This window comes from Clostridioides sp. LIBA-7602 (assembly GCF_056688945.1).
Map to the genome: position 1 here is coordinate 130,395 of NZ_CP196991.1, position 14,405 is coordinate 144,799.

The 14,405-nt window shown below is 42.8% G+C and carries 2 protein-coding genes, 20 tRNA genes and 5 rRNA genes; 26 read left to right on the forward strand and 1 reads right to left on the reverse strand.

What is annotated here, in order from left to right:
* Nucleotides 1-205 precede the first annotated feature (205 nt).
* From ACTG45_RS00870 to rrf (ACTG45_RS00990), 25 genes are all read left to right on the forward strand, one after another.
* Nucleotides 206-3,102, forward strand: a 23S ribosomal RNA gene (locus ACTG45_RS00870).
* A 132-nt stretch (nt 3,103-3,234) separates the two neighbouring features.
* Nucleotides 3,235-3,351 (forward strand): 5S ribosomal RNA (gene rrf / locus ACTG45_RS00875).
* Nucleotides 3,352-3,358: 7 nt separating this feature from the next.
* Nucleotides 3,359-3,433: transfer RNA gene (locus tag ACTG45_RS00880), tRNA-Asn, on the forward strand.
* Between the two features lie 4 nt (nt 3,434-3,437).
* Nucleotides 3,438-3,512 (forward strand) — tRNA-Glu (locus ACTG45_RS00885).
* 5 nt (nt 3,513-3,517) lie between these two features.
* Nucleotides 3,518-3,593, forward strand: a tRNA-Val gene (locus ACTG45_RS00890).
* Nucleotides 3,594-3,598: 5 nt separating this feature from the next.
* A tRNA-Asp gene (locus ACTG45_RS00895) sits at nt 3,599-3,675 on the forward strand.
* Nucleotides 3,676-3,687: 12 nt separating this feature from the next.
* Nucleotides 3,688-3,762, forward strand: a tRNA-Thr gene (locus ACTG45_RS00900).
* 14 nt (nt 3,763-3,776) lie between these two features.
* Nucleotides 3,777-3,861, forward strand: a tRNA-Tyr gene (locus tag ACTG45_RS00905).
* A 16-nt stretch (nt 3,862-3,877) separates the two neighbouring features.
* Nucleotides 3,878-3,951, forward strand: a tRNA-Gly gene (locus ACTG45_RS00910).
* A 10-nt stretch (nt 3,952-3,961) separates the two neighbouring features.
* Nucleotides 3,962-4,038 (forward strand) — tRNA-Arg (locus ACTG45_RS00915).
* A gap of 9 nt (nt 4,039-4,047) precedes the next feature.
* Nucleotides 4,048-4,123: transfer RNA gene (locus tag ACTG45_RS00920), tRNA-Gln, on the forward strand.
* Nucleotides 4,124-4,134: 11 nt separating this feature from the next.
* Nucleotides 4,135-4,210, forward strand: a tRNA-Lys gene (locus tag ACTG45_RS00925).
* 2 nt (nt 4,211-4,212) lie between these two features.
* A tRNA-Ser gene (locus tag ACTG45_RS00930) sits at nt 4,213-4,301 on the forward strand.
* A 23-nt stretch (nt 4,302-4,324) separates the two neighbouring features.
* Nucleotides 4,325-4,415, forward strand: a tRNA-Ser gene (locus ACTG45_RS00935).
* Between the two features lie 8 nt (nt 4,416-4,423).
* Nucleotides 4,424-4,500 (forward strand) — tRNA-Pro (locus tag ACTG45_RS00940).
* Between the two features lie 4 nt (nt 4,501-4,504).
* Nucleotides 4,505-4,578: transfer RNA gene (locus tag ACTG45_RS00945), tRNA-Ile, on the forward strand.
* 11 nt (nt 4,579-4,589) lie between these two features.
* Nucleotides 4,590-4,665: transfer RNA gene (locus tag ACTG45_RS00950), tRNA-Trp, on the forward strand.
* A 60-nt stretch (nt 4,666-4,725) separates the two neighbouring features.
* Nucleotides 4,726-4,802 (forward strand) — tRNA-Pro (locus ACTG45_RS00955).
* Between the two features lie 6 nt (nt 4,803-4,808).
* A tRNA-Ile gene (locus tag ACTG45_RS00960) sits at nt 4,809-4,885 on the forward strand.
* A 3-nt stretch (nt 4,886-4,888) separates the two neighbouring features.
* Nucleotides 4,889-4,964: transfer RNA gene (locus ACTG45_RS00965), tRNA-Phe, on the forward strand.
* A gap of 7 nt (nt 4,965-4,971) precedes the next feature.
* Nucleotides 4,972-5,048: transfer RNA gene (locus ACTG45_RS00970), tRNA-Met, on the forward strand.
* Nucleotides 5,049-5,164: 116 nt separating this feature from the next.
* A 16S ribosomal RNA gene (locus ACTG45_RS00975) occupies nt 5,165-6,667 on the forward strand.
* A 55-nt stretch (nt 6,668-6,722) separates the two neighbouring features.
* A tRNA-Ala gene (locus tag ACTG45_RS00980) sits at nt 6,723-6,798 on the forward strand.
* Between the two features lie 248 nt (nt 6,799-7,046).
* Nucleotides 7,047-9,943 (forward strand): 23S ribosomal RNA (locus tag ACTG45_RS00985).
* A gap of 114 nt (nt 9,944-10,057) precedes the next feature.
* Nucleotides 10,058-10,174, forward strand: a 5S ribosomal RNA gene (gene rrf, locus ACTG45_RS00990).
* Together the 16S, 23S and 5S rRNA genes with 20 tRNA genes alongside form the textbook arrangement of a ribosomal RNA operon.
* A gap of 316 nt (nt 10,175-10,490) precedes the next feature.
* Here the strand turns inward: rrf (ACTG45_RS00990) and ACTG45_RS00995 are convergent.
* Entirely contained in the window at nt 10,491-11,675 is a 1,185-nt protein-coding gene (locus ACTG45_RS00995) for a pyridoxal phosphate-dependent aminotransferase (protein ID WP_021382527.1), read from the reverse strand.
* Nucleotides 11,676-12,047: 372 nt separating this feature from the next.
* Here ACTG45_RS00995 and ACTG45_RS01000 point away from each other — a divergent pair, with 372 nt between their 5' ends.
* Nucleotides 12,048-14,399 carry an anaerobic ribonucleoside triphosphate reductase gene (locus tag ACTG45_RS01000; protein ID WP_479919655.1) on the forward strand — a complete coding sequence of 784 codons (2,352 nt, stop codon included), beginning with the start codon at nt 12,048-12,050 and terminating at the stop codon, nt 14,397-14,399.
* Nucleotides 14,400-14,405 lie beyond the last annotated feature (6 nt).

A 14,405-nucleotide genomic window follows, 5' to 3' on the forward strand; every position in this document is an offset into this window, starting at 1 on the left:
TTACATTGCACTTTAAGCTTATTTTTATACAAGCCTTGTGCGTTAGCACTTTAAGCAACGGGATTTATCCGTTGGCGCTGTGCGCTAGCACTTTGAAAACTGCATATATATTTAGTGATATGACATCTAATTTGTAATATATAAAGCTGATAACTTTTAAAAATTATCAAGTTGATAGACTTTAATCTATCAAACCTTTTTAACTGGTCAAGTTATTAAGGGTGCAGGGCGGATGCCTTGGCACTAGGAGCCGATGAAGGACGTGATAAGCTGCGATAAGCTTCGGGGAGTTGCACGTAAACTTTGATCCGAAGATTTCCGAATGAGGAAACTCACTTAGAGTAATGTCTAAGTATCATTAAGTGAATACATAGCTTAATGAGGGGAACTCAGGGAACTGAAACATCTAAGTACCTGAAGGAAGAGAAAGAAATTCGATTCCGTAAGTAGCGGCGAGCGAACGCGGAATAGCCCAAACCAATAAAGTTTTCTTTATTGGGGTTGCGGACATATCATAACGAAGAGGTATCGTAATTGAAGAGGTTTGGAAAGACCCACCACAGAAGGTAATAGTCCTGTATGTTAAACGAGAAGACTTCAGATATGATCCAGAGTACCACGGGACACGTGAAACCCTGTGGGAAGCAGGAGGGACCACCCTCCAAGGCTAAATACTACCTAGTGACCGATAGCGTATAGTACCGTGAGGGAAAGGTGAAAAGAACCCCGGGAGGGGAGTGAAATAGAACCTGAAACCCTGCACTTACAAGCTGTGGAAGCACATTTCTTGTGTGACCGCGTACTTTTTGTAGAACGGGCCAACGAGTTACGTTAAGTAGCAAGGTTAAGCACTTAAGGTGTGGAGCCGTAGCGAAAGCGAGTTTTAACTGAGCGTTCAGTTACTTGACGTAGACCCGAAACCGGGCGACCTACCCATGAGCAGGATGAAGCGAAAGTAAAATTTCGTGGAGGTCCGAACCCACGAGCGTTGAAAAGCTCGGGGATGACTTGTGGGTAGCGGTGAAATTCCAATCGAGCCCGGAGATAGCTGGTTCTCCCCGAAATAGCTTTAGGGCTAGCCTCAAGGTGAGAGATACGGAGGTAGAGCACTGAATGTCCTAGGGGGTATTGCACCTACCGAAGACTATCAAACTCCGAATGCCGTCATCTTATACTTGGGAGTCAGACTGTGGGTGATAAGATTCATAGTCGAAAGGGCAACAGCCCAGATCGTCAGCTAAGGTCCCTAAATGTAAGTTAAGTGGTAAAGGATGTGGGATTGCACAGACAACCAGGATGTTGGCTTAGAAGCAGCCACTCATTCAAAGAGTGCGTAATAGCTCACTGGTCGAGTGATCATGCGCCGAAGATTTCCGGGGCTAAAACTTACTACCGAAGCTACGGCATCATTATGATGGGTAGGGGAGCTTCCCATACGGGTTGAAGCATGACCGTAAGGACATGTGGACAGTATGGGAGTGAGAATGTTGGCATGAGTAGCGAGATGTGGGTGAGAATCCCACAGGCCGTAAACCCAAGGTTTCCAGGGGAAGGTTCGTCCGCCCTGGGTTAGTCGGGACCTAAGCTGAGGCCGAAAGGCGTAGGTGATGGACAACAGGTTGATATTCCTGTACTACCGATAACCGTTTGAGAGATGGGATGACACAGTAGGATAAGCTAAGCACACTGTTGGTTATGTGTGCCCAAGCATTGAGGCAGTCAGAGTAGGTAAATCCGCTTTGATAATGCTGGGATGTGATGGGGAGCGAAATTTAGTAGCGAAGTAGCTGATTTCACACTGTCAAGAAAAGTCTCTATCGAGGTTAAAGGTACCCGTACCGCAAACCGACACAGGTGGGTGAGGAGAGTATCCTAAGGCCCGCGAGAGAACTGTTGTTAAGGAACTCGGCAAAATGACCCCGTAACTTAGGGATAAGGGGTGCCACCATCCGGTGGCCGCAGAGAATAGGCCCAAGCGACTGTTTACCAAAAACATAGGTTTCTGCTAAGTCGCAAGACGATGTATAGGAGCTGACGCCTGCCCGGTGCTGGAAGGTTAAGGGGATCTGTTAGAGCAATCGAAGCAGTGAACTTAAGCCCCAGTAAACGGCGGCCGTAACTATAACGGTCCTAAGGTAGCGAAATTCCTTGTCGGGTAAGTTCCGACCCGCACGAAAGGCGTAACGATTTGGGCACTGTCTCAACAACAGACTCGGTGAAATTGTAATTCCGGTGAAGATGCCGGATACCTGCGACAGGACGGAAAGACCCCATGGAGCTTTACTGTAGCTTGACATTGGGTCTTGGTACTACATGTACAGGATAGGTGGGAGGCTTTGAAACCAGGACGCCAGTTTTGGCGGAGCCATCCTTGGGATACCACCCTTGTAGTACTGGGACTCTAACCATAGGCCATGAATCTGGTCTTGGGACACTGTCAGGTGGGCAGTTTGACTGGGGCGGTCGCCTCCCAAAAGGTAACGGAGGCGCTCAAAGGTTCTCTCAGTACGGTCGGAAATCGTACGTAGAGTGTAAAGGCAAAAGAGAGCTTGATTGCAAGACATACAGGTCGAGCAAGGATGAAAATCGGACTTAGTGATCCGGTGGTTCTGCGTGGAAGGGCCATCGCTCAACGGATAAAAGCTACCCTGGGGATAACAGGCTTATCTCCCCCAAGAGTCCACATCGACGGGGAGGTTTGGCACCTCGATGTCGGCTCATCACATCCTGGGGCTGTAGTAGGTCCCAAGGGTTGGGCTGTTCGCCCATTAAAGTGGTACGCGAGCTGGGTTCAGAACGTCGTGAGACAGTTCGGTCCCTATCCGTCGCAGGCGTAGGAAATTTGAGAAGACCTGTCCTTAGTACGAGAGGACCGGGATGGACGTACCTCTGGTGTACCAGTTGTTCTGCCAAGGGCATGGCTGGGTAGCTATGTACGGAATGGATAAGCGCTGAAAGCATCTAAGCGCGAAGCCAACTTCAAGATAAGATTTCCCACCGCAAGGGTAAGACCCCAGAAAGACTATCTGGTTGATAGGTCGAAGGTGTAAGTGCAGCAATGTATTTAGCTTATCGATACTAATAGGTCGAGGACTTGACCAAATTATTTGATGTCCATTCAATAAAATATATGTGTAGTTTTTAGAGTGTTAGCTCTAAAAAAGTTTAAAAAAAGTATTGACAAAAATAACAAAAAATGTTAATATTATACTTGTCCTAGCAACAAGAAAAAAATGTGGTTATAATAGCAGAGAAGATACACCTGTTCCCATTCCGAACACAGAAGTTAAGTTCTCTAGCGCTGATGGTACTTGGTGGGAAACTGCCTGGGAGAGTAGGACATAGCCACGTTGGATATTCCAAGGTAGCTCAACGGTGGAGCAACCGGCTGTTAACCGGTAGGCTGTGGGTTCGAGCCCCACCCTTGGAGCCAATATGGCTCGTTGGTCAAGAGGTTAAGACACCGCCCTTTCACGGCGGTAACAGGGGTTCAATTCCCCTACGAGTCACCATTTGTGGGATCATAGCTCAGCTGGGAGAGCACCTGCCTTACAAGCAGGGGGTCACAGGTTCGAGCCCTGTTGGTCCCACCATTTGCGGCCTGGTAGTTCAGTTGGTTAGAATGCCAGCCTGTCACGCTGGAGGTCGAGGGTTCGAACCCCTTCCAGGTCGCCAAAACAAAAAAATGCTGGTGTGGCTCAACGGTAGAGCAGCTGACTTGTAATCAGCAGGTTGTAGGTTCGATTCCTATCACCAGCTCCATGTAAAATTAATACGGAGGATTTCCCGAGCGGCCAAAGGGGGCAGACTGTAAATCTGTTGTCATCGACTTCGGTGGTTCGAATCCACCATCCTCCACCAATTATCAATTAAATATGCGGGTGTAGCTCAATGGTAGAGTTCTGGCCTTCCAAGCCAGCTGTGAGGGTTCGATCCCCTTCACCCGCTCCAAAGAAAGCGTGGGTGCATAGCTCAGCTGGATAGAGCAACGCCCTTCTAAGGCGTGTGTCCGGGGTTCGAATCCCTGTGCGCTCACCACATATATATTGGGGATTAGCCAAGTCGGTAAGGCACATGACTTTGACTCATGTATGCGTAGGTTCGAGTCCTGCATCCCCAGCCAAATAAAAATATGGTCTATTAGCTCAGTCGGTAGAGCACCTGACTTTTAATCAGGGTGTCCCGCGTTCGAGTCGCGGATAGATCACCAATGGAGAGGTGTCCGAGTGGTTTAAGGAGCTGGTCTTGAAAACCAGTGACTTCGAAAGGGGCCGTGGGTTCGAATCCCACCCTCTCCGCCAAGTAAATAAATAGGAATTAATTTGGAGAAGTACTCAAGTGGCTCAAGAGGATCCCCTGCTAAGGGATTAGGCTGGGTAACCGGTGCGAGGGTTCGAATCCCTCCTTCTCCGCCATTTAAAAACGAGGTGTAGCGCAGTTTGGTAGCGCACATGGTTTGGGACCATGGGGCCGGGGGTTCGAGTCCCTTCACCTCGACCAACTTGGACCTTTAGCTCAGTTGGTTAGAGCGCCCGGCTCATAACCGGTAGGTCTGGGGTTCGAGTCCCTGAAGGTCCATTATTCTTCATAGGGGTGTAGCTCAGTTGGTAGAGCGTCGGTCTCCAAAACCGTGCGCCGGGGGTTCGAGTCCCTCCACCCCTGCCAAATAAAAAGGACTTGAAAAAAAGTAGATTTTAGAGTAGTATAATAGAATAAATGAAATTTCGAGGTGTAGCGCAGTTTGGTAGCGCACATGGTTTGGGACCATGGGGCCGGGGGTTCGAGTCCCTTCACCTCGACCAAGAAAAGGGCCTATAGCTCAGGTGGTTAGAGCGCACGCCTGATAAGCGTGAGGTCGCTGGTTCGAGTCCAGCTAGGCCCACCATTTGCCCAGATAGCTCAGTCGGTAGAGCAGGGGACTGAAAATCCCCGTGTCGGTGGTTCGATTCCGCCTCTGGGCACCAGAAATACGGCGGTATAGCTTAGTTGGCTAGAGCGTTCGGTTCATACCCGAAAGGTCATAGGTTCGACTCCTATTACCGCTACCATCTAACTATATCAATAAAGAACTTTGAAAATTAAACAGTAGGTTAATTTATAAAACAAGAAACAAACCATAAAGCCAGATATTTTGATAACAATAGTATCTGAGCCTGATAAACTTTTATTTGAGAGTTTGATCCTGGCTCAGGATGAACGCTGGCGGCGTGCCTAACACATGCAAGTTGAGCGATTTACTTCGGTAAAGAGCGGCGGACGGGTGAGTAACGCGTGGGTAACCTACCCTGTACACACGGATAACATACCGAAAGGTATGCTAATACGGGATAATATATTTGGGAGGCATCTCTTAAATATCAAAGGTGAGCCAGTACAGGATGGACCCGCGTCTGATTAGCTAGTTGGTAAGGTAACGGCTTACCAAGGCGACGATCAGTAGCCGACCTGAGAGGGTGATCGGCCACATTGGAACTGAGACACGGTCCAAACTCCTACGGGAGGCAGCAGTGGGGAATATTGCACAATGGGCGAAAGCCTGATGCAGCAACGCCGCGTGAGTGATGAAGGCCTTCGGGTCGTAAAACTCTGTCCTCAAGGAAGATAATGACGGTACTTGAGGAGGAAGCCCCGGCTAACTACGTGCCAGCAGCCGCGGTAATACGTAGGGGGCTAGCGTTATCCGGATTTACTGGGCGTAAAGGGTGCGTAGGCGGTCTTTCAAGTCAGGAGTGAAAGGCTACGGCTCAACCGTAGTAAGCTCTTGAAACTGGGAGACTTGAGTGCAGGAGAGGAGAGTGGAATTCCTAGTGTAGCGGTGAAATGCGTAGATATTAGGAGGAACACCAGTTGCGAAGGCGGCTCTCTGGACTGTAACTGACGCTGAGGCACGAAAGCGTGGGGAGCAAACAGGATTAGATACCCTGGTAGTCCACGCTGTAAACGATGAGTACTAGGTGTCGGGGGTTACCCCCCTCGGTGCCGCAGCTAACGCATTAAGTACTCCGCCTGGGAAGTACGCTCGCAAGAGTGAAACTCAAAGGAATTGACGGGGACCCGCACAAGTAGCGGAGCATGTGGTTTAATTCGAAGCAACGCGAAGAACCTTACCTAAGCTTGACATCCCAATGACATCTCCTTAATCGGAGACTTCCCTTCGGGGACATTGGTGACAGGTGGTGCATGGTTGTCGTCAGCTCGTGTCGTGAGATGTTGGGTTAAGTCCCGCAACGAGCGCAACCCTTGTCTTTAGTTGCCATCATTAAGTTGGGCACTCTAGAGAGACTGCCAGGGATAACCTGGAGGAAGGTGGGGATGACGTCAAATCATCATGCCCCTTATGCTTAGGGCTACACACGTGCTACAATGGGTAGTACAGAGGGTTGCCAAGCCGTAAGGTGGAGCTAATCCCTTAAAGCTACTCTCAGTTCGGATTGTAGGCTGAAACTCGCCTACATGAAGCTGGAGTTACTAGTAATCGCAGATCAGAATGCTGCGGTGAATGCGTTCCCGGGTCTTGTACACACCGCCCGTCACACCACGGGAGTTGGAGACGCCCGAAGCCGATTATCTAACCTTTTGGAAGAAGTCGTCGAAGGTGGAATCAATAACTGGGGTGAAGTCGTAACAAGGTAGCCGTATCGGAAGGTGCGGCTGGATCACCTCCTTTCTAAGGAGAATTGCCTACTGTTTAATTTTGAAAGTTCTTTATGAACTTCATATTTGGGGGTGTAGCTCAGTTGGGAGAGCACTTGCCTTGCAAGCAAGGGGTCAGGAGTTCGACTCTCCTCATCTCCACCATTTAAGAGCATATTACTTAAATCTTTGATTTATCTAGTAGACTCTTATATGCACTTTAAGCTTATTTTTATACAAGCCTTGTGCGTTAGCACTTTAAGCAACGGGATTTATCCGTTGGCGCTGTGCGTTAGCACTTTGAAAACTGCATATATATTTAGTGATATGACATCTAATTTGTAATATATAAAGCTGATAACTTTTAAAAATTATCAAGTTGATAGACTTTAATCTATCAAACCTTTTTAACTGGTCAAGTTATTAAGGGTGCAGGGCGGATGCCTTGGCACTAGGAGCCGATGAAGGACGTGATAAGCTGCGATAAGCTTCGGGGAGTTGCACGTAAACTTTGATCCGAAGATTTCCGAATGAGGAAACTCACTTAGAGTAATGTCTAAGTATCATTAAGTGAATACATAGCTTAATGAGGGGAACTCAGGGAACTGAAACATCTAAGTACCTGAAGGAAGAGAAAGAAATTCGATTCCGTAAGTAGCGGCGAGCGAACGCGGAATAGCCCAAACCAATAAAGTTTTCTTTATTGGGGTTGCGGACATATCATAACGAAGAGGTATCGTAATTGAAGAGGTTTGGAAAGACCCACCACAGAAGGTAATAGTCCTGTATGTTAAACGAGAAGACTTTAGATATGATCCAGAGTACCACGGGACACGTGAAACCCTGTGGGAAGCAGGAGGGACCACCCTCCAAGGCTAAATACTACCTAGTGACCGATAGCGTATAGTACCGTGAGGGAAAGGTGAAAAGAACCCCGGGAGGGGAGTGAAATAGAACCTGAAACCCTGCACTTACAAGCTGTGGAAGCACATTTCTTGTGTGACCGCGTACTTTTTGTAGAACGGGCCAACGAGTTACGTTAAGTAGCAAGGTTAAGCACTTAAGGTGTGGAGCCGTAGCGAAAGCGAGTTTTAACTGAGCGTTCAGTTACTTGACGTAGACCCGAAACCGGGCGACCTACCCATGAGCAGGATGAAGCGAAAGTAAAATTTCGTGGAGGTCCGAACCCACGAGCGTTGAAAAGCTCGGGGATGACTTGTGGGTAGCGGTGAAATTCCAATCGAGCCCGGAGATAGCTGGTTCTCCCCGAAATAGCTTTAGGGCTAGCCTCAAGGTGAGAGATACGGAGGTAGAGCACTGAATGTCCTAGGGGGTATTGCACCTACCGAAGACTATCAAACTCCGAATGCCGTCATCTTATACTTGGGAGTCAGACTGTGGGTGATAAGATTCATAGTCGAAAGGGCAACAGCCCAGATCGTCAGCTAAGGTCCCTAAATGTAAGTTAAGTGGTAAAGGATGTGGGATTGCACAGACAACCAGGATGTTGGCTTAGAAGCAGCCACTCATTCAAAGAGTGCGTAATAGCTCACTGGTCGAGTGATCCTGCGCCGAAGATTTCCGGGGCTAAAACTTACTACCGAAGCTACGGCATCATTATGATGGGTAGGGGAGCTTCCCATACGGGTTGAAGCATGACCGTAAGGACATGTGGACAGTATGGGAGTGAGAATGTTGGCATGAGTAGCGAGATGTGGGTGAGAATCCCACAGGCCGTAAACCCAAGGTTTCCAGGGGAAGGTTCGTCCGCCCTGGGTTAGTCGGGACCTAAGCTGAGGCCGAAAGGCGTAGGTGATGGACAACAGGTTGATATTCCTGTACTACCGATAACCGTTTGAGAGATGGGATGACACAGTAGGATAAGCTAAGCACACTGTTGGTTATGTGTGCCCAAGCATTGAGGCAGTCAGAGTAGGTAAATCCGCTTTGATAATGCTGGGATGTGATGGGGAGCGAAATTTAGTAGCGAAGTAGCTGATTTCACACTGTCAAGAAAAGTCTCTATCGAGGTTAAAGGTACCCGTACCGCAAACCGACACAGGTGGGTGAGGAGAGTATCCTAAGGCCCGCGAGAGAACTGTTGTTAAGGAACTCGGCAAAATGACCCCGTAACTTAGGGATAAGGGGTGCCACCATCCGGTGGCCGCAGAGAATAGGCCCAAGCGACTGTTTACCAAAAACATAGGTTTCTGCTAAGTCGCAAGACGATGTATAGGAGCTGACGCCTGCCCGGTGCTGGAAGGTTAAGGGGATCTGTTAGAGCAATCGAAGCAGTGAACTTAAGCCCCAGTAAACGGCGGCCGTAACTATAACGGTCCTAAGGTAGCGAAATTCCTTGTCGGGTAAGTTCCGACCCGCACGAAAGGCGTAACGATTTGGGCACTGTCTCAACAACAGACTCGGTGAAATTGTAATTCCGGTGAAGATGCCGGATACCTGCGACAGGACGGAAAGACCCCATGGAGCTTTACTGTAGCTTGACATTGGGTCTTGGTACTACATGTACAGGATAGGTGGGAGGCTTTGAAACCAGGACGCCAGTTTTGGCGGAGCCATCCTTGGGATACCACCCTTGTAGTACTGGGACTCTAACCATAGGCCATGAATCTGGTCTTGGGACACTGTCAGGTGGGCAGTTTGACTGGGGCGGTCGCCTCCCAAAAGGTAACGGAGGCGCTCAAAGGTTCTCTCAGTACGGTCGGAAATCGTACGTAGAGTGTAAAGGCAAAAGAGAGCTTGATTGCAAGACATACAGGTCGAGCAAGGATGAAAATCGGACTTAGTGATCCGGTGGTTCTGCGTGGAAGGGCCATCGCTCAACGGATAAAAGCTACCCTGGGGATAACAGGCTTATCTCCCCCAAGAGTCCACATCGACGGGGAGGTTTGGCACCTCGATGTCGGCTCATCACATCCTGGGGCTGTAGTAGGTCCCAAGGGTTGGGCTGTTCGCCCATTAAAGTGGTACGCGAGCTGGGTTCAGAACGTCGTGAGACAGTTCGGTCCCTATCCGTCGCAGGCGTAGGAAATTTGAGAAGACCTGTCCTTAGTACGAGAGGACCGGGATGGACGTACCTCTGGTGTACCAGTTGTTCTGCCAAGGGCATGGCTGGGTAGCTATGTACGGAATGGATAAGCGCTGAAAGCATCTAAGCGCGAAGCCAACTTCAAGATAAGATTTCCCACCGCAAGGGTAAGACCCCAGAAAGACTATCTGGTTGATAGGTCGAAGGTGTAAGTGCAGCAATGTATTTAGCTTATCGATACTAATAGGTCGAGGACTTGACCAAATTATTTGATGTTCATTCAGTAAAATATATGTGTAGTTTTTAGAGTGCTAACTCTAAAGAAACTAGTATTACTAGATTCTAATAACTTAATAGATATATTAAGCATAGAGATTATGTGGTTACAATAGCAGAGAGGATACACCTGTTCCCATTCCGAACACAGAAGTTAAGCTCTCTAGCGCTGATGGTACTTGATGGGAAACTGCCTGGGAGAGTAGGACGTAGCCACGTAATCTTTTTATTATGATAAATTAAATTAGCACATTAATTCAACATTTTATTTGATTTAATGTTTTAATTGAAAAATAAAGGGGGGTGTCTCAAAATGAACTTTTTAGTTTATGAGGCACTCTTCTTTGTGTGAAATCAAATATATTTTTATCATTTCAACAATGAAAAAGAGGCTTATCTCTCTTTTGAGACAGCCTCTTTCATTTTTTTATCTAATATTTTAGTTAAGTTATTAAATAAATTTTATATACTTATTTGGTATGTTAACTATCATTTAATACAATTATATCTAGGAATTATTTAATTTAAATTGTTATTATGCCATTATTTTATATACAAACTCTTTTAATTTATCTAATCCAGATAAGAAAGTATTTTCACTGCAAGCATAAGATATACGAATATATTTATCCATGCCAAATGCTATTCCAGGAACAACTGCAACGTTATATTCTTCTAGAAATTGATTACAAAATTCTATAGAAAAGCTATCCTTATACTCAAATCTCTCAGATACTTTAGAAAGGTCTATAAATGCATAAAATGCGCCATTTGGATTTACATATCCTACATTTTCGATAGAGTCTAATTTTGATGTAATTAAGTCTCTTCTAGATTTATATGTCTTAACCATATTATCTATATCAGTTGAGCAATCTTTTAAGGCTCCATATGCTATGTATTGTGCTGTTAAACTTGGATGAGATATAAGATGTCCCTGTATAGAGCTCATTGCTTTAGCAATCGTTTTATTAGATGCTGTATATCCTAGTCTTAATCCAGTCATTGCAGCAGATTTAGAAAAACCATTTACAGTTATTGTTATATCTTTGGCTTCCTCACTTAATGATGCAATTGATGTAAATTCTCCGTTATAGCATATTTTTTCATATATTTCATCAGCTAAAATATATATTTTATTTTGTATACATACATCTACTATTTCTATTAACTCATCTCTTGTATAAACACTACCAGTAGGATTTGAAGGATTATTTATTACAAGAATTTTTGTTTTATTTGTTATAGATTTTTCAAGCTCATCTTTTGTTAACTTGAATTCATTTTCTTTTTTAGTATCAATGAAAACTGGAACAGCATTAACCAATTTAACCATTTCAGGATAACTAACCCAATAAGGTTTTGGCAATAATACTTCATCTCCTTCATCTGTTAAAGCTAGTAAAGTATTTGTTATAGAGTTTTTTGCTCCACTTGATATGACTATTTCATCTATTGAATATTTACAGTTATTTTCATTAATAAGTTTTTTACAAATTTCCTCTCTAAGTATTTTTAATCCTGGAACTAAATCATATTTAGTACAATCTTTATTTAAAGAATCAATACCATAAGTTTTTGCATTATTAGGTACGTTGAAATCAGGTTCTCCTATACTAAGATTTATTACTTTAATTCCGTTATTTTCCATTTCTTTAACTTTTGAACTAATACCTATTGTGTAGGATGGAGTTATAAAGTTTAGTCTTTTTGATAACATAAAATGCCTCCTTTTAAATTATTATTTATATTATACGACAATTTTAAAGAATTTACATAAGGAAATTTGTAGATATATACATTAATGTATATGAAATTATACGTTTTTTGCCTAAAATTAGTGTAAAAAAAAGAGAAAAAAGTTTTGACTCTCAGAGTTGTTAGAAACGCTACTGTTCAAAATATCTAGATAGTATTTGCAATGACTTGCGTAAGTTTGACTATTATGTACAAATTTGGTAATCTTAATATAGAAATTATTAAGATAATCCCTTTAACTTAGTTGAAGGGGATTTTTTTAGACTTAATATACTACATATAGTGGTATGTAGATTAATAAAATACAATATATAGTAATAGGAGGTTTTTTTAATTGGTTGAATTCGTAAAAAAAAGAGATGGAAGAGTAATCCCATTTAATGAAGATAGAATAACAAGAGCTATATTTTTAGCAGCGACAAATGTTGCAGAAAGGGAAGGAATAGTACCCGATTATAAATTATCTGAGCAATTAACTCAGGAAGTAATAAGATTTTTAAATCATAAATATTCAGAAACAGTTCCAAGTGTTGAAGATATTCAAGATTCAGTAGTTAAGATTCTTATAGAAACTGGTCATGCAAAAACTAGCGAAGAATACATAATATATAGGACTGAAAGAAGTAGAATAAGAAATTCAAAAACAAGATTGATGAAGGCAATAGAGGAGATTACTTTTGAGGATGCAGAAGATGCTGACATAAAAAGAGAAAATGCAAACATTAATGGTAATACAGCTATGGGAACTATGCTACAATATGGAAGCACTGTATCTAAAGAATTTTGTAAGACTCATATATTAAAGCCAGAACATTCTTTTGCCCATGAGAATGGAGATATACACATACATGATATGGACTTTTTAAATATGGGTACATTAACTTGTTGCCAGATAGATGTTAAAAAACTATTTAATGGTGGATTTTCAACAGGACATGGATTTTTAAGAGAACCACAAGATATAATAAGTTATGGAGCATTAGCTGCAATCGCTATACAAAGTAATCAAAATGATCAACATGGAGGTCAAAGTATACCATTTTTCGATTATGGATTGGCTGAAGGTGTATATAAGACCTTTAAGAAATTTTACATAGGAAACTTAGCTAAAGCATTAAAGTTATTTAAAGGAATTGAAAATAATGATGCAATAAAGGACATAGTATATAATACAGAGAAAGAAACAAATCAAAAGGTTGGCCTTAAGAGAGAAGAACTATATCTAAATTTAGAAAAAGAGAAATTAGTAGAAACTTTTGATATTGATGAAGAACTTGTAAATAACATGCAGAATTTTGCATTTGAAGAATCATATAGAGAAACTGATAAAAAAACATACCAATCTATGGAAGCATTTATACATAATTTAAATACAATGCATTCTAGAGCAGGTGCACAAGTACCATTTTCAAGTGTGAACTTTGGAACAGATATTTCTGAAGAAGGAAGAATGGTAACTAAGAATCTTCTATTATCTCAAGAAAGAGGACTAGGTAATGGAGAAACACCAATTTTTCCAATTTTAATATTTAAGGTTAAAGAAGGAGTAAATTTAAATCCTGAAGACCCTAACTATGATTTATTTAAATTATCATGCAGAGTATCAGCTAAAAGACTATTTCCTAATTTTAGTTTCTTAGATGCGCCTTTTAATGCTAAATATTACAGAAAAGGTGAACCAGATACAGAGGCTACATATATGGGTTGTAGAACAAGAGTACTTAGTAATGTATGTGGTTCAGAAACAGTTAGTGGTAGAGGAAATATATCTTTTACTACAGTTAATTTACCTAGACTGGGTATAAAACATGGTATTGTAAATGGTGAAAAAGCTAATTTAGACAGCTTTTTTGAAGAATTAGATGAGAAGATAGACTTAATTATAGAACAATTATTAGAGCGTCTTGAGGTTCAAGGAAATAAAAAAATGAAGAATTTCCCATTCTTGATGGGGCAAGGAGTATGGAAAGGCTCTGATGACTTAGGACCAGAAGATACATTAAAAGAAGTAATAAAACAAGGAACATTGACAATTGGATTTATAGGTTTAGCAGAGTGTCTTATTGCTCTTATAGGTAAACATCATGGAGAAAGTAAAGAAGCTCAAGAATTAGGATTAAAAATAGTGTCACATATGAGAGCTAGAATGGATGAAGCGACAAATAAATACAAATTAAATTTCTCTTTAATGGGTACACCAGCAGAAGGTCTTTCAGGTAGATTTACTAAAATAGATAAAAAAGTATATGGAGAAATTAAAGGTATAACAGACAAAGAATATTACACTAACTCATTCCATGTACCAGTTTATTATAATATAAGTGCATATGACAAAATCGAGATAGAAGCTCCATACCATGAACTGACTAATGCAGGTCATATAACATATGTGGAATTAGATGGAGATCCATCAGATAATCTAGAAGCTTTTGAGACAGTTATAAAAGCCATGAAAGACTTAGGCATAGGATATGGAAGCATAAATCATCCTGTAGATAGAGATCCAATATGTGGTTTTTCAGGTGTAATAGCAAGTAACATATGTCCTGTATGTGGAAGAAATGAAGATGAAAGTGATATCAAATTTGAAAGAATAAGAAGAATAACAGGATATTTAGTTGGCACAGTTGACAGATTTAATAATGCAAAAAAAGCTGAAGTAAGAGATAGGGTAAAGCATAGATAGTTTTAT

Bases quoted from the DNA above. Each gene is read 5' to 3' on its own strand.
- ACTG45_RS00995 (WP_021382527.1), bottom strand. From the start codon at position 11,675: ATGTTATCAAAAAGACTAAACTTTATAACTCCATCCTACACAATAGGT.